This is a genomic window from Aeromicrobium stalagmiti (assembly GCF_013283745.1).
In the GTDB taxonomy this organism is placed as follows: domain Bacteria; phylum Actinomycetota; class Actinomycetes; order Propionibacteriales; family Nocardioidaceae; genus Aeromicrobium; species Aeromicrobium stalagmiti.
Genome location: NZ_JABSTZ010000001.1, coordinates 806,266 through 825,256 on the forward strand (window position 1 = coordinate 806,266; position 18,991 = coordinate 825,256).

At 70.8% G+C, this 18,991-nt stretch carries 18 protein-coding genes; 4 read left to right on the plus strand and 14 right to left on the minus strand.

What is annotated here, in order from left to right; all coding sequences use genetic code 11:
- Window positions 1–74 precede the first annotated feature (74 nt).
- The gene (locus HQK15_RS03905; protein WP_173490095.1) at window positions 75–743 is read right to left on the minus strand and encodes a DedA family protein; all 669 of its coding nucleotides are present in this window, start codon (window positions 741–743) and stop codon (window positions 75–77) included.
- Here HQK15_RS03905 and HQK15_RS03910 point away from each other — a divergent pair.
- Complete coding sequence (locus HQK15_RS03910) at window positions 742–2,214, plus strand: hypothetical protein (protein WP_173490096.1); 1,473 nt, start codon at window positions 742–744, stop codon at window positions 2,212–2,214. The two genes, HQK15_RS03905 and HQK15_RS03910, sit on opposite strands and share 2 nt — an antisense overlap.
- Window positions 2,215–2,221: 7 nt before the next feature.
- Here HQK15_RS03910 and dnaB read toward each other — a convergent pair whose 3' ends face one another.
- The gene (gene dnaB, locus HQK15_RS03915; protein ID WP_367649053.1) at window positions 2,222–3,640 is read right to left on the minus strand and encodes a replicative DNA helicase; all 1,419 of its coding nucleotides are present in this window, start codon (window positions 3,638–3,640) and stop codon (window positions 2,222–2,224) included.
- A gap of 373 nt (window positions 3,641–4,013) precedes the next feature.
- Between dnaB and HQK15_RS03920 the strand changes: the two genes are divergently transcribed.
- Together HQK15_RS03920 and HQK15_RS03925 are read left to right on the plus strand one after the other, a co-directional pair.
- Window positions 4,014–5,291, plus strand: coding sequence for an MATE family efflux transporter (locus HQK15_RS03920; RefSeq protein ID WP_367649054.1), 1,278 nt, complete (start codon window positions 4,014–4,016; stop codon window positions 5,289–5,291).
- A 4-nt stretch (window positions 5,292–5,295) separates the two neighbouring features.
- Window positions 5,296–5,991: an alpha/beta hydrolase gene (locus HQK15_RS03925; RefSeq protein WP_173490099.1), complete on the plus strand. Its 696-nt coding sequence runs from the start codon at window positions 5,296–5,298 to the stop codon at window positions 5,989–5,991.
- Here HQK15_RS03925 and HQK15_RS03930 read toward each other — a convergent pair.
- The 6 genes from HQK15_RS03930 to HQK15_RS03955 form a co-directional block, all read right to left on the minus strand.
- Complete coding sequence (locus HQK15_RS03930; RefSeq protein ID WP_173490100.1) at window positions 5,978–7,663, minus strand: ABC transporter family substrate-binding protein; 1,686 nt, start codon at window positions 7,661–7,663, stop codon at window positions 5,978–5,980. The two genes, HQK15_RS03925 and HQK15_RS03930, sit on opposite strands and share 14 nt — an antisense overlap.
- A 71-nt stretch (window positions 7,664–7,734) precedes the next feature.
- Complete coding sequence (rplI, locus tag HQK15_RS03935) at window positions 7,735–8,181, minus strand: 50S ribosomal protein L9 (protein WP_173490101.1); 447 nt, start codon at window positions 8,179–8,181, stop codon at window positions 7,735–7,737.
- Window positions 8,182–8,192: 11 nt separating this feature from the next.
- Window positions 8,193–8,429, minus strand: a complete 237-nt coding sequence (rpsR, locus tag HQK15_RS03940; protein WP_108580638.1) for a 30S ribosomal protein S18 — start codon at window positions 8,427–8,429, stop codon at window positions 8,193–8,195.
- 51 nt (window positions 8,430–8,480) lie between these two features.
- Complete coding sequence (locus HQK15_RS03945; RefSeq protein WP_173490102.1) at window positions 8,481–9,047, minus strand: single-stranded DNA-binding protein; 567 nt, start codon at window positions 9,045–9,047, stop codon at window positions 8,481–8,483.
- 97 nt (window positions 9,048–9,144) lie between these two features.
- Window positions 9,145–9,435, minus strand: coding sequence for a 30S ribosomal protein S6 (gene rpsF / locus HQK15_RS03950; RefSeq protein ID WP_108580963.1), 291 nt, complete (start codon window positions 9,433–9,435; stop codon window positions 9,145–9,147).
- A gap of 183 nt (window positions 9,436–9,618) precedes the next feature.
- Complete coding sequence (locus HQK15_RS03955; protein ID WP_173490103.1) at window positions 9,619–10,608, minus strand: putative endonuclease domain-containing protein; 990 nt, start codon at window positions 10,606–10,608, stop codon at window positions 9,619–9,621.
- 187 nt (window positions 10,609–10,795) lie between these two features.
- On the opposite strand from HQK15_RS03955, the gene HQK15_RS03960 reads away from it, so the two are divergent.
- Window positions 10,796–11,320: an MOSC domain-containing protein gene (locus HQK15_RS03960; RefSeq protein ID WP_173490104.1), complete on the plus strand. Its 525-nt coding sequence runs from the start codon at window positions 10,796–10,798 to the stop codon at window positions 11,318–11,320.
- Here HQK15_RS03960 and hrpB read toward each other — a convergent pair.
- Genes hrpB through HQK15_RS03990 form a run of 6 tightly spaced genes read right to left on the minus strand, consistent with a single transcriptional unit; the run spans window position 11,310 to window position 18,888 of the window.
- Window positions 11,310–13,829 (minus strand): ATP-dependent helicase HrpB, encoded by a 2,520-nt coding sequence (gene hrpB, locus HQK15_RS03965; RefSeq protein WP_367649116.1) that lies wholly within the window; start codon window positions 13,827–13,829, stop codon window positions 11,310–11,312. The genes HQK15_RS03960 and hrpB overlap by 11 nt on opposite strands.
- Entirely contained in the window at window positions 13,805–14,875 is a 1,071-nt protein-coding gene (locus tag HQK15_RS03970) for an aldo/keto reductase (protein WP_173490105.1), read from the minus strand. The genes hrpB and HQK15_RS03970 overlap by 25 nt, the downstream gene beginning before the upstream one ends.
- A 24-nt stretch (window positions 14,876–14,899) precedes the next feature.
- Window positions 14,900–15,523 carry a CG0192-related protein gene (locus tag HQK15_RS03975; protein ID WP_173490106.1) on the minus strand — a complete coding sequence of 208 codons (624 nt, stop codon included), beginning with the start codon at window positions 15,521–15,523 and terminating at the stop codon, window positions 14,900–14,902.
- 10 nt (window positions 15,524–15,533) lie between these two features.
- Window positions 15,534–16,376 (minus strand): transglutaminase family protein, encoded by an 843-nt coding sequence (locus tag HQK15_RS03980; protein ID WP_173490107.1) that lies wholly within the window; start codon window positions 16,374–16,376, stop codon window positions 15,534–15,536.
- A complete protein-coding gene (locus tag HQK15_RS03985; RefSeq protein WP_173490108.1) occupies window positions 16,373–17,299 on the minus strand; it encodes an alpha-E domain-containing protein in 927 nt (308 codons plus the stop codon). The genes HQK15_RS03980 and HQK15_RS03985 overlap by 4 nt, the downstream gene beginning before the upstream one ends.
- The gene (locus tag HQK15_RS03990) at window positions 17,293–18,888 is read right to left on the minus strand and encodes a circularly permuted type 2 ATP-grasp protein (RefSeq protein WP_367649055.1); all 1,596 of its coding nucleotides are present in this window, start codon (window positions 18,886–18,888) and stop codon (window positions 17,293–17,295) included. Before HQK15_RS03990 ends, HQK15_RS03985 begins: the two co-directional genes overlap by 7 nt.
- Between the last annotated feature and the right edge of the window lie 103 nt (window positions 18,889–18,991).

Genomic DNA, 18,991 nt, shown 5'->3' on the forward strand with positions numbered 1-18,991 from the left:
AGGCCGGCCCATGCGCGGGTTGTCCACACCCGCCACACCCTCGTGCACTACACCGCGGCGTAGTCAGTGATCCCTCAGACGGCGGAGGGGCGACGCTTCTCGCGCAGGCGCACCACCACGAAGACGATGATGACGAGCAGGACGCCACCGATGACGACCTTCTGGAAGACGTCGGCGTAGGGCTCCACGGAGTCCCAGTTCTCGCCGAGTCGATAGCCGGCGACCACGAAGATCGAGTTCCAGATCAGGCTGCCCACCGTCGTGAGCGCGAAGAAGTAGGCGAAGTTCATCTTCTCCACCCCGGCGGGCAGGGAGATCAGGCTGCGGAAGATCGGCACCATACGGCCGAAGAAGACAGCCTTGCCGCCGTGCTTGGCGAACCAGGCCTCGGTCTTCTCCAGGTCGCTGACCTTGAGCAACGGCACCTTGTCGAAGACGAGCACGGCACGGTCGCGGCCGAAGATCGCGCCCAGCCAGTAGAGGATGACGGCACCGATGACCGAGCCGGCGGTCGTCGCGATGAGCGCTCCGGTCAGCGAGAACGTCCCCTGGCTGGCAGCGAATCCCGCCAGCGGAAGGATGATCTCGCTCGGGATCGGCGGGAAGATGTTGTCCATCCCGACGGCCAGCGCGGCGCCGAACAGGCCGAGCTTGTCCATGAGGTCGACAGTCCACCCGGCCAACCCGGAGTCAGGGGCGTTGGCGGCAGAGCTCGCCAGGGCGGTCAGTATCGTCACGGGCATGAGCGTATCTCCCAGGCTCAATCGCAACGTCGTGATCGGCTGTGCTGCCGCTGTGGCTCTCGTCGCAGGTCTCGCGGTCTCCCTCGGCGGCGACGCCGACGACCCGAGCAGCTCGGACGGTCCGGTGGTGACCCGGACGCCGACGCAGGCCGTCGACGTCATCGAATCGGCCACGCCGGCCCAGTCAGCCAACCAGCTCGCCCGCCGGCTGTTCCTGCGTTCCCGCACCGCGGTGGTCGTCGACCGGCGCGATCCTGCGGCGCAGCAGGCCGGGATCCGCGAGGCCGAGCGACTGGGCGTGCCTGTCCTGGTGTCCGACCCGACGCTCACCTCTGTCGTGAAGCACCTCGGCGCCACCAGCCTGCTGACCGCCGGGCGGGTGCGGCCGGTCGACGGCGTACGGGCAACGCGGCTCGAGGCCGGCGCCGGATCTGCTGCCGCGCCCCGCACCAACGACGCCGTCGTCGTCACGCGGTCGAGGAAGGCCAATGCCGTCGCGGTGGCCACCGCACGCATCGCCGGCGCCACCGTCGTCGAGGTCCCGTCCGGTGATCCCCGCACCTCGAAGGCCGCTGCCACCGCGCTTCGGGCCCGTCCCGACGCTCCCGTCATCGCGCTCGGGCGCCCCTTCGCCCGCGGGTTCGCCTACACCAGTCAGGTCGTGCGCCGTGGGGTGAAGCAGCCCACCGGCGGATATCTCGCGCTGCCCGGCAAGCACTACACCGCGATGTACGGCCATCCGGGTGCTCCGCAGCTCGGCGTGCTCGGCGAGCAGGGCGTCCGCGCCTCGGTCGAGCGGGTCGAGCGGCTGGCCCGCAAGTACCGCCGCATCAGCTCCGCCGAGTTCGTCCCGACGTTCGAGATCATCGCCACCGTCGCGTCGGGCGGCGCCGGCAAGGACAAGAACTACTCCAACGAGGTCTCCGTCAAGGAGCTCACGCCGATGGTGGACGCCGCCGAGAAGGCCGGCGTCTACGTCATCCTCGACCTGCAGCCCGGACGCACCGACTTCCTCACGCAGGCCAAGCAGTACCGGGCCCTCCTCGAGCGGCCCCACGTCGGGCTGGCCCTCGACCCCGAGTGGCGACTCAAGCCAAAGCAGAAGCACCTGCGCCAGATCGGCTCGGTCACGGTGGGGGAGGTCAACCGCACCGCTGACTGGCTCGCTGCCCTCACCCGGCGCAAGCTCCTGCCCCAGAAGCTCTTCGTGCTCCACCAGTTCTCTACGTCGATGATCTCGGATCGCTCACGGCTCGACACCGGGCACGCCGAGCTCGCCAGCGTCATCCACGTCGACGGCTCCGGACCCCAGGGGGCGAAGCAGGGCACCTGGAAGGTGCTGCGCCAGAACGCCCCGGACGTCGACGGATGGGGCTGGAAGAACTTCATCGACGAGGACGAGCCGATGCTCGACGTGCGACAGACGTGGAGCCAGGTCAGGCCGAGGCCGGAGCTGATCACCTACCAGTAGGGGTGGCTCAGCCGAAGAAGTCGCCGGCGGCCGGGGCCCCCGGAGGCGGCTCGGCATCGCGCGCCATGGGCGTGAAGCGCGAGTAGTGACCCTGGAAGCTGACCGCGATCTTGTTGGTCGGACCCGAACGGTTCTTGGCGATGATGATGTCGGCCTCGCCGGGACGATCGGACTCACCGGCACCGGTCGCGTCGGGGCGGTTGAGCAGGAGCACGATGTCGGCGTCCTGCTCGATCGATCCGGACTCACGCAGGTCGGAGATCTGCGGCGTCTTGTCGGTGCGCTGCTCAGACCCACGGTTGAGCTGGCTGATCGCCACGACCGGCACCTCGAGCTCCTTGGCCAGGAGCTTGATGTTGCGGGAGAACTCCGAGACCTCGACCTGACGGTTCTCGACCCGCTTGCCCGACGTCATCAGCTGCAGGTAGTCGATGACGACGAAGCCGAGGCCGTACTGCTTCTTGATGCGGCGGGCCTTGGAGCGGATCTCCGGCATCGTCATGTTGGGGCTGTCGTCGATGATGATGGGCGCGCTGTTGACCCGCGGCATCGCCTTGGTGATGGCGTCCCAGTCGCGCTGGCTCATGCCGCCGCCGCGCATGTGGCCGATGCTGACGCGCGCCTCGGCCGACAACATACGCATGGCGATCTCGGCGCCGGTCATCTCCAGGGAGAAGATGGCGCACGGGATCTGGTGCCGGATGGCCGCCGAGCGGACGAAGTCGAGCCCGAGGGTCGACTTGCCGACACCGGGTCGGGCTGCGACGACGATCATCTGGCCGGCGCGGAACCCGGTCGTGAACTTGTCGAGGTCGGGGAAGCCCGAGGGCACTCCGGAGAGCGTGCCGTCGCGACCCTGGATCTCCTCGATCTCGTCGATCGTGAGCGGCATCAGCTCGGACACCGCGCGGTAGTCCTCGGCCTGGCTCGTGCCGTCGACGTCGAGCACCTCGGCCTGAGCGCGGTCGACGATCTCGGCGACCTCGCCCTGACCGGCCTGACCGAGCTGTGCGATGCGCTGACCGACCTCGACGAGACGTCGCAGGATCGCCTTCTCCCGGACGATCTCGGCGTAGAAGTCGACGTTGGAGGCGATCGGCACGGCCTGGACGAGGTCGTGCAGGTAGGGCGCTCCACCGATGCGTCCGACCTCGCCGCGACGCTGCAGCTCGGCAGCGACCGTGATCGCGTCGGCCGGCTCACCGCGGTTGGCCAGGTCGGTGATCGTGTCGAAGATCAGCTCGTGCGCGGGACGGTAGAAGTCGCGACCCTGCACGATGTCGGCTGCCGGATCGATCGCGTTCTTGCTGATGAGCATGGCGCCGAGGACGCTCTGCTCGGCGGCGATGTCCTGGGGAGGGACGCGTCCGGAACCGGGGTCTTCGCCGGGTCCGGGACCAGCCTCGTAGAGGTCCGTCACACTCACCGATGAGCCCCTTCCCGTCGTCACGATCAGCCTAGAGTTCGGCGGGGACAGAACCGCCGACCCGTCACAGTAGGCCCCCCGCGAGCCGTCTCCAAGGCGACACCGCACAGGGGGTGTGTGCAACGTCGTGGATGCTGTGGAAAACGCCGATGTCCATGTGCACAGCCGGTGGACGAACATGTGGACAACGAAATTCTTTCTCGCACCACACCACCGCTGACCTGCGACGACAACCTGTCTGCCATGTGGAGACAAAATAGTTCGTGGCGCCGCTTCATCCACGGGTTCCTGTTCATACACTTGTCGACAAATGCCGTCACTTTGGTCACAGGACACTCCCCGTTCACCGGATCGGCAGATCCTGGCAGTCGCCGTGCCGGCCTTCTTCGCCCTCGTGACCGAGCCCCTGATGCTGCTCGCGGACACCGGGATCATCGGGCACCTGGGCACTCCGGAGCTCGGTGGTCTCGCCGCCGCCTCGGTCGTGCTCGGCACCGCCGTGGGCCTGTGCATCTTCCTGGCGTACGGCAGCACCGCCGCCGTGGCCCGTCATCACGGAGCGGGCGACGAGCGGGCGGCTTACGGTCTGGCCATCAGCGGCCTGTGGCTCGCCGTCGGGCTGGGTGTCGTCCTGGCCGTCACCCTCGCCGCCGCCAGCGGTCCACTGACGCAGGCGCTGTCGAGCTCTGACCGGGTGGCCGGGCTCGCCCAGGACTATCTCGTGGTCTCGACCCTCGGTCTTCCCGCGATGCTGCTCGTGCTGGCGGCGACAGGATCCATGCGGGGCAGCCTCGACCTCCGCACCCCCTTGGTCGTCACCGTCGTCGCCAACATCGTCAACGTCGTGCTCAACCTCGTGCTGGTCTACGGCTTCGACGGCGGCGTGCGGGGAGCGGCCGCCGGCACCGTGCTGGCCCAGTGGCTCGCCGCGAGCTGGCTCGTGGTCGTCATCGTGCGCCGGTCGCGGCGCGCCCGGGCGCCGGTCGCACCGCGCGTGACGGAGATCCTCGACTCCGCGCGTCAGGGGGTTCCGCTGGTGGTGCGCACGCTGACGCTCCGGGCGTCGATCATCCTGGCCACGCTCGTCGCGGCCGACCTCGGCGACGTCCCGCTGGCAGCTCACCAGATCGCCGCGGCGCTCGTCGGGTTCCTCGCGTTCGGGCTCGACGCGATCGCGATCGCCGGGCAGACGCTGACCGGCCGGTCGCTCGGGGCCGGTGACGCGACACTGACCCGAGCCCTCACGCGGCGCATGATCGGCTGGGGCGTCGTCACCGGGGTGGTCGCCGGCGGCGTCCTGGCCGCCGGGGCGGCGTGGCTGCCGCACCTGTTCACCTCCGACGCGGCCGTGCGCGAGGCCCTGGTGCCGGCCCTGCTGGTCGTCGCCCTGATCCAGCCGCTGTCGGGCGTCGTGTTCGTGCTCGACGGCGTCCTCATCGGTGCGGGCGACGGGTTCTATCTCGCGGTCGCGGGGGTGGTCGTCCTGGCCGTCTACACCCCGCTCGTGCTGCTCGTCGGATGGACCGACGCCGGCTTCACCTGGCTCTGGGTCGCGTACGGCGGATTCATCGCGGCCCGCCTCGGCACCCTGTGGCACCGTCAGCGCGGGGATGCCTGGATGGTGCTCGGAGCGACCCATTCGGCAGACTGACGCCATGGCCACCACCGAGTACGCGCCCGGACGACAGGTGCACGCGGTGGGCGGCCCTGACCGGGGCATCGCCCTGCTCTGGCACGGGCGCGGGGTCGACGAGGGGGTGTCGATGCTCCCGCTCGCCGAGCGCGTCGCTCGCGGGGGCGTGCTGGCCCTCGCGGTCGACTGGAGCTCGGAGGACGACGACGGCGGACGGGCCGATCTGCTGACCTCGCTGCGCCATGCTCGCGAGCTCGCCACGGCGCGCGGCATCGATCCCTCACGGGTCGTCGTGGCCGGCTGGTCGCTCGGAGGCACGGCGGCGCTCAGCGTCGCGGTCCACGCCAAGCGGCTGGGCATCGCCCTCGGCGGCGCCGTGCTGATCGCCCCCGGTGACGGCTCCCGCGTGACCGACCCGATCTCCGGATCGCCGCTGCCCGCGACCTTCCCACCGGGGGCCGGCAGGTGCCGGGTCGACCTCGCCTACGGCGAGCACGATCCGCTCGCGACGCCCGACCTCGTCAGCGGGCTCGAGCTGCGGCTCCGCGCCGCCGGGTGGTCGACCTCGATGCACGCGGTCGACACCGATCACGCCGGCGTCGTCGGCACCCGGTTCGACCCGCGCACCGAGCGCTACCTGCCGTCGCGTGCCCGTGCAGCGGTGGACGCAGCCGACACGATCGCCGACCTGATCGTCGCGGCCGCTACTTCTTCGTGAAGCCGACGGCGGTCCAGTCGGGCTGCTCGAACTGCGCCGCGCCGTAGTTGGCGACGTTCTTGCGCACGGCGACGGCGATCGGGGTCACCGACAACGGGATGACGGGGACCTCCTCGAACAGCCACTCGTCGAGCTTGGCGACGCGCTGGGTGCGCAGGTCGTCCGCGAGCGTCCCGATCACGGTGTCGAAGCCCAGGCCGAACCGGTCGGTGCCGATGCCGGTGAAGTTCTGTGACGAGTCGAGCGGGTAGAACAGCGGCTCGGCGGCCGTGATCGGGAACGCCGCGCCCCGACGCTGGAACGTGACCAGGTCGAAGTCGAGCGGGATGACGACCTTCTCGTAGAAGTCGACGCCCGTCGGCGCCTCGCGCAGCTCGACCGCGATGCCGACCTTCTCCAGGTCAGCCACGATGGCCTTCGCCCGGGCGCTGTTGGTGGGCGTCTGCTTCGGCACCGGCAGGGTGAGGCTGAGCGGCTTGCCGTCCTTCTCCAGCATGCCGTCCGCGCCCTCGGTGTAGCCGGCCTTCTTCAGCAGCTTCGAGGCGAGCGCCGGGTCGTAGGCGATGGAGGCGGACGAGTCGCGATAGCCCTGCTGACCCGGCACCAGCAGGAGGCTGCCGAGCGGGGCGGACGGTGCCCCGAGCGCCTGGGCGGCGGTCGCGGCGATGGGTCCGCGGTCGATCGCGTGCGCGACGGCGCGGCGCACGTCGACGTCCTGGAGCGGTCCGCGGCCGCCGTTGAGCGTCACCTGCGACCACTCGATGCCCGCCGCCCGCTGGACGACCCCGGTGCCCTTGGCCTTGGCGTAGGTGGACGCCTGCAGGTCGACGGCGTCGAGCTCGTCGTTGACATAGGCATCGGCCTGCAGCTCGGGGTCGGCGATGTTCCAGGTGATCGACGCGAGCCGGGGCCGGTCTCCCCACCACCGGGGGTTGGGCTTCTGGACGATGAGGCCCTTCTTGGTGTCGATCGACGAGGTGATGAAGGGTCCGTTGGACGAGATCGCCCGCTTGCGGAACGCGTCGTTGAACAGCTTGGGCGACGACGACACGTTGGCGGCGAGCCGCGGATAGACGTAGAGCGGCCACTCGGCCGTCGGCTCGTCGAAGGTCACCGTGTAGGCGAACCGGTTCTTGCCGGGCTCGACGTCGGAGATCGCGTCGTAGCCGGCGGTCGAGACGACCTCGAAGTCGTCGTCGGATCCGTCGAGCGCCTTCCAGAACGCGACCATGTCGTCGGCCGTGATCGCCGTGCCGCCCTCCCAGACCGCGTCGGGGTTGAGCTTGACCTCGACCGTGAGCGGGTCCTTGTCGACAACCTCGACCGACCGGGCGTAGTCGGGATCGACCTTCCAGCCACCGTCGGCGGTGATGCGCACGGCGCCGCCCGTCGTGGGCGCGAGGATCCGCGCGGCGTCGGAGTTGGCCGAGTCGGCCTGCAGCGGGTTGAAGTTGGTGGGCAGCGTGCTCGCTGCGAGGCGGAGCGTCCCGCCCTGCTCAAGGCTGGACGGCTTGACCGTCTTCCACGCCGTGCTCGGCAGCTCCGTGACGGCGGGTGCGGCCTTCGGGGCGGGCTTGTCGTCGTCACCGCCGCCGGGCAGCAACGAGCAACCGGAGAGCACGAGGCTCCCGGCGAGGAGGAGGGACGCGACCGGTGCGACGGGGGAACGCATGACGGTGATCCACCGACAACGGGCCGACAGCGCTGGCACGGATGGCTCAGCGCGTCGGCCCGTCGGGCGGACTACTTGGAGGCGACCACGTTGAGCTTGACCCGTGCGCTCACCTCGGGGTGAACGCGCACGGACACCTCGTGGGCTCCGAGCGACTTGATCGGGTTGCCGACCTCGATGCGACGCTTGTCGACCTTGGCACCGGCGTCAGCCAGGGCGTCGGCGATGTCCGCGACCGTGACGGCGCCGAACAGGCGTCCGCCGTCGCCGGCGCGAACCGACACGTTGATCGCCGAGGACTCAAGGTTGCCCTTGATGCTCTTGGCTTCCTCGAGATCGTGCACGGCGTGCGCGTCACGCGCCGCCTTGATCGACTCGACCTGCTTGGCAGCGCCCTTCGACCAACGGATGGCGAAGTTGCGCGGCAGCAGGAAGTTACGGCCGTAGCCGTCCTTGACCTCGACGATGTCGCCGGGTGCTCCGAGGTTCGTGACCTCGTGCGTGAGGATGAGCTTCATCTCAAGACCCCTTAACGGCCGGTGGTCGTGTAGGGAAGCAGAGCCATCTCGCGGGCATTCTTGATGGCCTTGGCGATGAGACGCTGCTCCTGGACGGTGACACCCGTGACGCGGCGCGCGCGGATCTTGCCGCGGTCCGAGATGAACTTGCGCAGCAGCGCGGTGTCCTTGTAGTTGATTTCGGTGACCTTGGCCGCAGCGAGCGGGTTGCTCTTCTTCTTCGGCTTCCGGACGACTGGCTTTGCCATGTTGCTCCTGGTTTCAAATGTCTGACGCGAAGGTCAGTCTGACGTGAGGGGTTAGAAAGGGGGCTCGTCGGAAGATCCGGCGTTGCCACCCCAGTCAGATCCACCCTGCGAACCGCCGCCCTGCTGGGGCTGCGTCGACCACGGGTCGTTGCCGCCCTGGGCCGGAGCGCCTCCACCGGAGTTGCCTCCGCCGAAGCCGCCACCTGAGTTGTTGCCGCCGCCTCCGCCGAAGCCGCCGCCTCCGCCGCCGGAGCGGTTGACGCGGGTGACCTTGGCCGTGGCGAACCGGAGCGAGGCCCCGATCTCCTCGACGGTCATCTCGACCGACGTGCCACGCGAGCCGTCCTGGCGCTCGTAGTTGCGGACCTTCAGGGCGCCCGTCACGATGACGTGCTGACCCTTCTGGAGCGACTCGGCGACGTTCTCGGCCAGCTGGCGCCATGCGGCACACCGGATGAACAGCGCGTCGCCGTCCTTCCACTCGTTGGACTGACGGTCGAACGTCCGAGGAGTCGACGCGACGGTGAAGTTGGCGACGGCCGAGCCCGAAGGAGTGAACTTGAGCTCCGGGTCGTCCGTCAGGTTGCCGACGAGCGTGATGTTGGTTTCGCCTGCCATGGGGCGCAGCCTCTCAGGTGTGTGGGTGTCTGACTTGAGTGTTCCTCAGTGGTGTGACAAGCAACAGCGCTCGTCCACAACGAGGAACGGATCAGGCCTACTTCACGTCGGGACGTGTGACCTTCGTACGCACAACGGACTCGTTGAGCGTCAGCTGGCGATCGAGCTCCTTGACGGTGGCCGGCTCGGCCTGGAGCGTGACGACGGCGTAGATGCCCTCGTTCTTCTTGTTGATCTCGTAGGCAAGACGACGCTTGCCCCACACGTCGACGTTGTCGACGGAGCCGCCGTCCTGGCGCACGACGTTGAGGTACGTGTCCAGGCTGGGGGCGACGGTACGTTCTTCGAGATCAGGATCAAGGATGATCATGACTTCGTACGGGCGCAGTGACATTCAGTCTCCTTCGGACTAAACGGCTACGGGGATTCCGCAGCAGGAGTGGTTGCCGAACAGCAACCGCGCAAGTCTACGGGACCACCGCCGCCCGAGGGAAATCGTCCCCTCGACCGCGACTGGCGCAAGATCAAGGTTTTGAGACGGCGTGTCGTCCGTTTCTGCGCCACTCGGGGATCAGGATGCGCCACTCGGACGCCTCGACCGTGGGCTCGACGTCCGGACGAAGCGCTGCAGTCGCTGCGTCAGGGCCCGTTGACCGGCCGACGAGATGGACGCTCGACGCGCCTCGTGCTTCCACGCGTCGGCCCTCCCGGGAGCATGCGGCAGCCCGAGTGCGTCCTCGGCGTCGCGGACGATCCTGCCGGGGTCGTGGACGATCTCGGTGGCGATGTAGCCGTAGCGCTCCAGGTCGCGGCGGGCCAGCGCCTTGTCTCGGCGCAGGTCGTCCTGGTGCCGGATCCGGTCGCGGTGGTCGGAGCCGTCGTACTCGGGGACGCGCCCCGTCCCGCGGATGCGCAGGTCGACACGGGCGATCTCGACACCCGCGGCATTGGTGATGACCTCCTGGGGATCGACGGTGAAGCCCGACAGGACGTGCAGCAGCCGCAGCATCGTCTCCCACCAGGACTCGCTGCGACCGTCCACCAGGTCCAGGGCCCGTCGCAGGACGCGAACTCCTCTGCGACCCGGGCGCATCGTGGCGCGGATCCGCTCGACCGTCGTGTGCTCGAGGTGCAACGCGCTGTCGATGATCGCCACGAGGTCGAGCAGGGCGAGGTGCTCGGCGAGCTCGACGATCGTCCACTCCGGCGAGGCCACGGCGACATCCCCCAGGGCGTGTCGGTGTCCGGGAGGGATCCCGCACCGACGGACGTAGACGCCGCGGCGGTCGTGGTGAGGGGCGTCGGTGTCGCTGCAGGCGACGAGGGGCATGTCGACGCCCAGCGGCATCCACCACCCGCGCAGCTGCGCGCTCGTGAGGTGGGTGAAGACGGCGTCGTCCGGCAGCATCAGGGCCACCGCTCGGCACGTCGAGGCCAGGTCGTCTGCCGATGCCATGAGCTGAGACACCCCGGCGACCGGGTGGACGAAGTGCGGGGAGCTGCGGAGCTGGGGCGCGGTGAAGCCGTGGGCATGGGCGTCGGCGTGCTTGATCGGATCCATCCCTCGACGCTGGAGGCGGGGCGGCGGGACATCCACACCCGTCGCTCGGGCTGTGGACCACCGAGGCCATCCACAGCGCCTCGCGAGTGGCGCAACCTGATCCCCGAGTGGCGCAGAAACGTGCGACTCGCCGTCTCAAAACCTTCTGTTTGCGCCAGTCGCGGATCGGGTGGGTAGCGTCGGCGGGGTGGAGCTGACGATCGTCTCGCTGGTGGTGTCGCCGGTGCACCGCTACGAGGGACGTCCGAGCGACGGTGTGCTGCCCCACGACGGTGACGAGTCGCCGTCGACGGTCGACGTCCGGGCGCACCGGGGCATCGTGGGCGACCGCTACTTCGGCAGCCGGCACGCCCGCGCCGCCGTCACCCTGATCGCCGCCGAGCAGATCGACTGGCTGGAGCAGGAGATCGCCGGCGACGGCCTGTTCCCCGTGGCCGGCACCCCGTTCGACCCCGTCCTCGCCCGCCGCAACGTCGTCACGCGCGGGCTCGACGTCGACGCGTTGGTGAGGACGACGTTCACCCTCGACGCCGGCCACGGTCCGATCCGGTTCAGGTCACAGACCGCCGCCAGCCCCTGCGCGTGGATGAACGAGGTCTACGGCCCCGGCGCCCACCGGGCCCTGCGCGGCCGCGGCGGCATCAGGTGCGAGCCGCTCGACGACGGGCGGATCAGCGTCGGACCGGCGACCGTCACCGACATCAGCTCGTAGGGTCCTGCGGCCAGGCGTGCTTGGGGTATCGGCCCCGCAGCTCGGCCCGCACCTGGCGGTAGGGGCCAGCCCAGAACGACTCGAGGTCGGCGGTGACCGCGGCGGGACGGCGGGCCGGGGTCAGCAGGTGGAGCAGGAGCGGCATCCGGCCGTCGGCGATGCGGGGCGTCGCCGACCAGCCGAAGGCGTCCTGGATGCGCAGCGACAACACGGGCTGCTCGTCGCCGGACGCGCCGTACTCGACCCGGACCGACTGCCCCTTCGGGATGCCGACGCGCTCGGGAGCCAGCTCGTCGAGGCGGCCGGCCGCCGGCCAGGGCAGCAGGCGGCGCAGCGCACCGAGGACGTCACGGCGTGCAAGGTCGAGGTCGAGCGCGGCCAGCAGCGCGTCGTCACCCACGTCGGGCCACGGGTCGCCCAGAGCGTGGTGCAGGAAGGCCATCCGGCACCGCAGGGCGGTGGCGGCCTCGGACCACGGCAGGGCGGAGAGACCGTCGCGGGCCAGCCCCTCGGCGACAGCCGTCGCGACCGCGTCGGCCGGTGGGTCGCTGAGCCTCACCGAGGACAGCTCGATCGCGCCGAGACGCGTGACACGACGCGCCACGACCCGTCCCCGCGTCCAGGTGACCTCGTCGACCTCGTGCCACGCACCTGATGCGGCGTCGAGCGCGATGTCCTCGTCGATGGGCGCGGCCGAGCGGATCGTGGCGTCGCGCGCACCGGGTCGTCGCTCGGCGTCGGCGATCGCGATCCAGGGCACGCCCGCGAGGGACGGGTCGGCCGCACGGAACGAGGCACCCGTGCCCGAGACCATGAGGTACGACGACCCGCTCGACCGGCCGCGCGCGATGCGCCCGGGGTGCGCGAGGGCCACGACGGTGCCCACCGCCAGGTCGTCGGTCAACGCCGTCCGCGGCGGGCGTGACGGGAGCAGCGACTCCAGCCGCGCCACGGCGTCCGACCACGACCGTGCCGCCGGACCACCCCGGCGCAACGAGCGCAGCGCCGCGACCAGGTCGCCGCCGGGCGCACGGACGTCGTCGTCGAGCATGGCCACGACCTCGGCGGCCCGGCGTGCTCCCACCGCATCGGCGCCGTCGAGCAGGGCACGTGCCAGCCGGGGATCGGCCGGCACCCGCGACATCGCCCGTCCGCGGCCGGTGATCGCGCCGGCCTCGTCGATCGCGCCGAGCCCGACCAAGGTCCGCCGCGCCGTCTCGAGGGCGGCGGGTGGTGGCCGGTCGAGCAGGGCCAGACCCGCGCCGTCGACGTCACCCCACGCGGCGAGCTCGAGACAGAATCCCGTCAGGTCGCCGACGGCGATCTCGGGGGCCGGGTGCGGGGCGAGGTGGCCGTGGTCGGCGCGCGACCAGCACCGGTGGACGGCGCCGGGGGCCTCGCGCCCCGCGCGGCCTGCCCGCTGCTCGGCCGCCGATCGGCTGACCCGCACCGTCACCAGGGCCGGCAGACCCCGGACCTGGTCCGTACGGGGCTCACGGGACAGGCCGGCGTCGACCACGACCCGCACGCCGGGCACCGTCAGCGACGACTCCGCGACCGCCGTCGACACCACGACCCGGCGGCGGGGGCCCTGGGTGAGGGCGCGGTCCTGCTCCTGCGCGGGCAGTCGGCCGTGGAGCGCCAGCACGTCGACGTCGACCAGCCCGGACAGCCGGCGCATCACCTGGTCCACCTCGCCCACCCCGGGGACGAACACCAGCACGTCGCCGGGATCGACCGCCAGCGCCTGACGGACCGTCGCCGCGACGTGGTCGAGGAACCGGGGCGGCACGCCGCGCTCGTCGGTGGGCAGGACCCCCGGCGGCGGGGGCGCCCAGTGCTCGGCCACGGGATGCAGGGCGCCCGGGACGTCCACGATCGGGACCGGCTCCGCGGCCTCGATCGCCATCGTCGTCGCGGTGCGCTCGGCCTCCACCGTCGCCGACATCGCGACGAGCAGCAGGTCGTCGCGCACCGTCGAACGGACGTCGACCAGGAAGGCCAGGGCCAGGTCGGCGTCGAGCTGACGCTCGTGCACCTCGTCGAGCACGACCGCCGCGACACCGGGCAGCTCGGGGTCGCGCTGGAGCCGGCGCAGCAGCACCCCGGTCGTCACGAACTCGATCCGGGTGCCGGGCCCGACGGCCCGGTCACCGCGGACGGTGTGGCCGACCGTCTCGCCCACCCGTTCGCCCAGCAGACCGGCGAGCCGGCGCGCCGCCGCCCGGGCAGCGATCCGCCGTGGCTGGGTGACCACGATGCGGCCGGCGTCGACCCCCGCATCGACCCCCCTGCCCGAGACCAGCTCCGCCACCAGCGCAGCCACCGCCGGCGGCACCAGCGTGGTCTTGCCGGTGCCCGGAGGGGCCTGCACGACGGCGGCGCCGTGCGCACGCAGAGCCGCCGTCAGTGCCGGCAGCCCGCCCAGGACCGGGAGGTCGGGCGGGCTGTCCAGCAGCTGCCGGATCGGGTCGGGACGGGTGCTCAGATCTCGGCCGACACCTTCCAGAGGTCGACGCCCTCGGCGTCGCCGGCGAAGCGGTCGATCGCGGCGAGCTCGTCGTCGGTGAAGTCGGTCTGCGCCGCAGCAGCGAGGTTCTCGTCGAGCTGCTCGGTCGACGACGCGCCGATCAGCGCCGACGTCACGCCGCCCGGCCGCAGGATCCACGAGATCGCGAGCTGCGCGAGCGACTGGCCCCGCTGCTGGGCGATGTCGGCCAGCCCGCGCAGACGCTCCACGTTGTCGTCGGTCAGGACGCCCTCGTCGAGGCTGCCGCGATCACCCTGGCGCTCGACCGGCTCGTCGCCGAGGTAGCGGTCGGTGAGCAGGCCCTGCGCCAGCGGCGAGAAGCCGATCGATCCCATGCCGTGCTCGCCGAGGACCGTCAGCAGTCCGCGCTCGACCCACCGGTTGAGCATCGAGTAGGACGGCTGGTGGATGATCAGCGGTGTGCCGAGGTCGCGGGCGATCGCGACCGCCTCGGCGGTCATCGCAGGCGAGTACGACGAGATGCCGGCGTACAGCGCCTTGCCCTGACCGACCGCGGTGTCGAGCGCCGTGATCGTCTCCTCCAGCGGCGTGCCGGGGTCGACGCGGTGGGAGTAGAAGATGTCGACGTAGTCGACGCTCATGCGCTCGAGCGAGGCGTCGAGGCTCGACAGCAGGTACTTGCGCGAGCCGAGCTTGCCGTACGGGCCGGGCCACATGTCCCAGCCGGCCTTGCTGGAGAGGATCAGCTCGTCGCGGTAGGGCTTGAAGTCGGTCCGCATCATGCGGCCGAAGTTCTCCTCGGCCGAGCCGTAGGGCGGGCCGTAGTTGTTGGCCAGGTCGAAGTGCGTGATGCCCCGGTCGAAGGCGTGCCGCAGCACCTCGCGCTGCGTGTCGAACGGCCGGTTGTCGCCGAAGTTCCACCACAGGCCGAGCGAGATGGGCGGCAGGAGGAGGCCCGACGTGCCGACCCGGCGGTAGTCGAGGTGCTGGTAGCGATCCTCGGCGGCGACGTAGGGGCGGTGGATGTCAGGAACGGGATCGGCGTAGTAGCGCTCTTCGGTCATGCGACCAACGCTAGCCGCGGGACGTCAACGCGCCACCGCGAGGAGCGCCGGATCGTCCTGGCCCGGCCACGTGCCGGTCAGGGTGTCGCCGCCCAGCGCCCAGGCCTCACCGCCGACGACGCGCAGCACCTCGATCTCGGCGACGGACGTGGCGACGACCGTGGCCCCGTCGGCGTCGCGGACGTCGACCAGCCCGACCGAGCCGACGTCGGTGCGCGTGCCGCTGCCCGAGACCCGCACGCTCAGCTCGACGGGCTCGTGGGTGCCGTCGGCCAGGCGACGCTCCTGCGACGCCTCGGCGCCACCGCCGAGGATCGCCGTGGCGAGCGCCGTCGCATAGACCGGGTCGCCGCACGCGTCGTAGACCCAGCGGTGTCCGAGGACCGTGTGCTCCATCGTGCCGACCAGGAACTCGTCGGCACCGGCCAGCGGGGCGCCGCGATAGGTCCACGGCACCTGCAGGGTCGGGCCGTCGCCGGCACGCACCAGGAAGGTCTCGATGCCGACCTCGCCGTCGGGGTCGTCGAAGCGGTAGGCCCCGACCTGCTCGAGCAGGTCGTCGCCGACGAACCACGGCTGGCTCGGCACCCACGACCTGATCAGCTCGATCTTGGTCGGACGGATCGAGGCTGCGTGGAGGAGGGCCATGTCGTCGACGTTAGCGGAGACGCGTGATCTCGACGCCGACGAACAGCTCGGAGCCGCCCGCCGTCGAGAAGATCCCGCGCAGCGGCGGGCTGTCGCCGTAGTCGCGACCCTTGGCCACGACGACGTGCCGCGGCCCGGGGGCGATCGCGTTGGTCGTGTCCCAGCCGACCCACTCGCCGTCCCACCACTCGATCCAGGCGTGCGACTCACCCTCGACGGACTCACCGACGACGGGCTCCTGCGACGGGTGGAGGTAGCCCGAGACGTAGCGGGCCGGGATGCCCGCGGCACGCAGCGCGCCCAGGCTGAGGTGGGCGAAGTCCTGGCAGACGCCGGTCTTGGCGTCCCACGCGTCGGCGGCCGTGGTCGTGACCTCGGTGCTGCCAGTGACGTAGGCGACCTGGTCGTAGAGGTGCTGCAGGACCGCGGTGGCGTAGTCGGCGGGACGCTCCGAACGGGACCGGATCTCGTCGAGCTCGTCGGCGAGACCGGCCGCCGGCGCCACCCAGTCGCTGAGCACGAGGTACTCGCACCACTCGTCCTGCACGTCGGGCGTCAGATCGTCCCAGCCGATCGCCTGCGGCTTGGGCGCGACCTCCTGGGTCTCGACCGTCGACGTCGCGACGACCGTGAGGTCGGCGTGCGGGTCGTGGACCTCGAACGACGTGACCGTGGTGCCCCAGTAGTCGCGGTACTCGTACGACCACGGGGTCGGCGAGATCTCGAGCCGCGACCGCAGGACGTACTGCTCCGAGGTCGTCATCGGCGTCATGCGGGCCTCGTTGAAGGACGCCATCGCGCCCTTCTCGTAGTGATAGCCCGTCGTGTGCTTGATGCGCAGCTGCATGGTCATAGCAGCACCCCTCCGCGCCAGGTGTGGATCTCGGACTCGGCGAAGTAGCGGGCCGACACCGCGTCGCTGGCCGCCGCGCAGCTGCGCTGCAGCCGCTCCATCTCGACCGGCAGGTCGTAGACGATGTCGGCGAGCGGGCGGTACTCCAGCTCGGTGCGGGCCCGGCCGAGCACGCGCTGCGCCTCGTCGCTGAACCCCGAGCGCTGGCCGGCCGACTCGAGCTTGCGCAGGGCACGCTCGGCCTCGGCCAGGGACGACACGATCGAGCGCGGGAACCAGCGGTCGAGCAGCAGGAACTCCGCCGCCTGACGGTCGGCCTCGATGCCGCGGTAGGCGCGGATGAAGCTCTCGTACGCTCCGCAGGCCCGCAGCGTCGTGGGCCACGCGACCTGGGGGCCCGACGCGAGGGCCGCGGTCGAGAGCAGGCGGGCGGTCATGTCGACGCGCTCGATGCTGCGGCCCAGCATGTAGAAGTGCCAGCCGTCGTCGCGCGACATCGTGGAGTCGGCGATGCCGGAGATCATGGCGGTGCGGTTGCGGACCCAGCTGAACATGTCCGGCGGGCGCATGGCGCGGGCCGTGCTGAGGCCGCGCCAGGTCGTGTTGATCGCGGCCCAGATGTCGGTCGAGAGGGTCTCGCGGGCGCGCCGGGCGCTCTCGCGCGCGGCACCGATCGCCGCGGCGATCGACGTCGGGGACTCCGGGTTGTGCGCCAGCAGGTCGAGCATCATCCAGCGGTTGGGCTGGCCGGTGTAGTTCTCGACCCCCATGACCGACAGGAGCTGCTCGCACGACGTGCGCTCGTCCATGCCGGGGTCCTCGATGAGCACCTGCATCTGCACGTCGAGGATGCGGGCGGTGTCGTCGGCACGCTCGAGGTAGCGGCCGATCCAGAACAGGGACTGCGCGATGCGGCTCAGCACGTCGACTCCTCCTGGTGGTCCTGCGCCTGCTGCTGCTCCTGCTCGTGCACCTGCAGCTCGGGTGCGTCGCCGTCGATGGCGGGCCCGGCGGACTGGCTGATGCCGGAGACCGGTGAGGCGTGGGGCGCGACCTCGCCCTCGTCGTCCGGGTCGGTGGGACGCGCGAGCACCCAGGTGTCCTTGGAGCCGCCGCCGCGCGAGGAGTTGACGATGAGCTCGCCCTCCGGGAGCGCGACGCGGGTCAGGCCACCGGGCAGGACGAAGACGTCGTCGCCGTCGTGCACCGCGAACGGGCGCAGGTCGACGTGGCGGGGACGGATGCCGTCCTCGACCAGCGTGGGGACGGTCGACAGCGAGATGACCGGCTGGGCGATCCACGCCCGGGGGTCGAGCAGGATCTTGGCGCGCAGCTCCTCGAGCTCGGCCTTCGAGGCGGCGGGACCGATGACGATGCCCTTGCCGCCGGAGCCGTCGACCGGCTTGAGCACGAGCTCGTCGAGCCGGTCGAGCACCTCCTCGCGCTGGTCGGCCTCGCCCATGCGCCACGTGTCGACGTTGCGCAGGATCGGCTCCTCCGACAGGTAGTAGCGGATGAGGTCGGGGAGATAGGTGTAGAGCAGCTTGTCGTCGGCGACGCCGTTGCCGACCGCGTTGGCGATCGTGACGTGGCCGGCGCGGGCGGCGTTAATGATGCCCGGGACGCCGAGCGCGGAGTCGGCGCGGAACTGCACCGGGTCGAGGAACTCGTCGTCGATGCGGCGATAGATGACGTGCACCGGCTCGAGGCCCTGGGTCGTGCGCATCATGACGCGACCCGACCGGCAGACGAGGTCGCGGCCCTCGACGAGCTCGACGCCCATCGTGCGGGCCAGCAGCGTGTGCTCGAAGTAGGCCGAGTTGTAGACGCCGGGCGTCAGCACGACCACGGTCGGGTCGCTGACGCCGGCAGGTGCTGCCTTGCGCAGGGCCGACAGCAGCATCTGTGAGTACTGGGACACCGGCCGGATGCGGTGGTCGGCGAAGACCTCGGGCAGCGCGGCGGAGAGCGCGCGGCGGTTGGTCATCACGTAGGAGACGCCGGACGGGACGCGGACGTTGTCCTCGAGCACCCGGAAGTCACCGTTGCCGTCACGGATCAGGTCGACGCCCGCGACGTGGACGCGCACGCCGTTGGCGGGCTCGAGGCCCGCGACGACGCGGTGGTAGTGCGGGGACGTGACGACCGTGTCGCGGGGCACGACGCCGTCGGCGAACAGCTCGCCGGGCCCGTACGCGTCGGCGAGGAACTTCTCGAGCGCGAGCACCCGCTGCCGGACGCCCCTCTCGACGTGGTCCCAGTCCTCGGCCTCGATCAGTCGGGGGGCGATGTCGAGCGGGAACGGACGTTCCTCACCCTCGACCCCGAAGGTGACTCCCTGCTCGAGATAGGACGATGCGAGGGCGTCGGCGCGCAGCCGCACCTCGTCCGCGCCCATCTTCTCGAACGAGGTGTGCACCTGGCCATAGCTCGAGCGCACCTGGGTGCCCTCGAACATCTCGTCAAATCCCGCGACTGGGCCGTAGCCGTCGAAGAGCTCTGAGGTGTCCACCCGTTCACCGTAGGACAGATTTGCTAACGCCGTGTTTCAGCGATCAGGTGAACAGTCGGGTCGGATCGGTCAATCTGCTCGGCTTGCAGGGCAGATCTCGTCG

Bases quoted from the DNA above. Each gene is read 5' to 3' on its own strand.
- HQK15_RS03925 (WP_173490099.1), top strand. From the start codon at position 5,296: ATGGCCACCACCGAGTACGCGCCCGGACGACAGGTGCACGCGGTGGGC.
- HQK15_RS03905 (WP_173490095.1), bottom strand. From the start codon at position 743: ATGCCCGTGACGATACTGACCGCCCTGGCGAGCTCTGCCGCCAACGCC.
- HQK15_RS03930 (WP_173490100.1), bottom strand. From the start codon at position 7,663: ATGCGTTCCCCCGTCGCACCGGTCGCGTCCCTCCTCCTCGCCGGGAGC.
- HQK15_RS03980 (WP_173490107.1), bottom strand. From the start codon at position 16,376: ATGACCATGCAGCTGCGCATCAAGCACACGACGGGCTATCACTACGAG.
- HQK15_RS03970 (WP_173490105.1), bottom strand. From the start codon at position 14,875: ATGACCGAAGAGCGCTACTACGCCGATCCCGTTCCTGACATCCACCGC.
- rplI (WP_173490101.1), bottom strand. From the start codon at position 8,181: ATGAAGCTCATCCTCACGCACGAGGTCACGAACCTCGGAGCACCCGGC.
- HQK15_RS03955 (WP_173490103.1), bottom strand. From the start codon at position 10,608: ATGGATCCGATCAAGCACGCCGACGCCCATGCCCACGGCTTCACCGCG.
- HQK15_RS03975 (WP_173490106.1), bottom strand. From the start codon at position 15,523: ATGGCCCTCCTCCACGCAGCCTCGATCCGTCCGACCAAGATCGAGCTG.
- HQK15_RS03910 (WP_173490096.1), top strand. From the start codon at position 742: ATGAGCGTATCTCCCAGGCTCAATCGCAACGTCGTGATCGGCTGTGCT.
- rpsR (WP_108580638.1), bottom strand. From the start codon at position 8,429: ATGGCAAAGCCAGTCGTCCGGAAGCCGAAGAAGAAGAGCAACCCGCTC.
- HQK15_RS03945 (WP_173490102.1), bottom strand. From the start codon at position 9,047: ATGGCAGGCGAAACCAACATCACGCTCGTCGGCAACCTGACGGACGAC.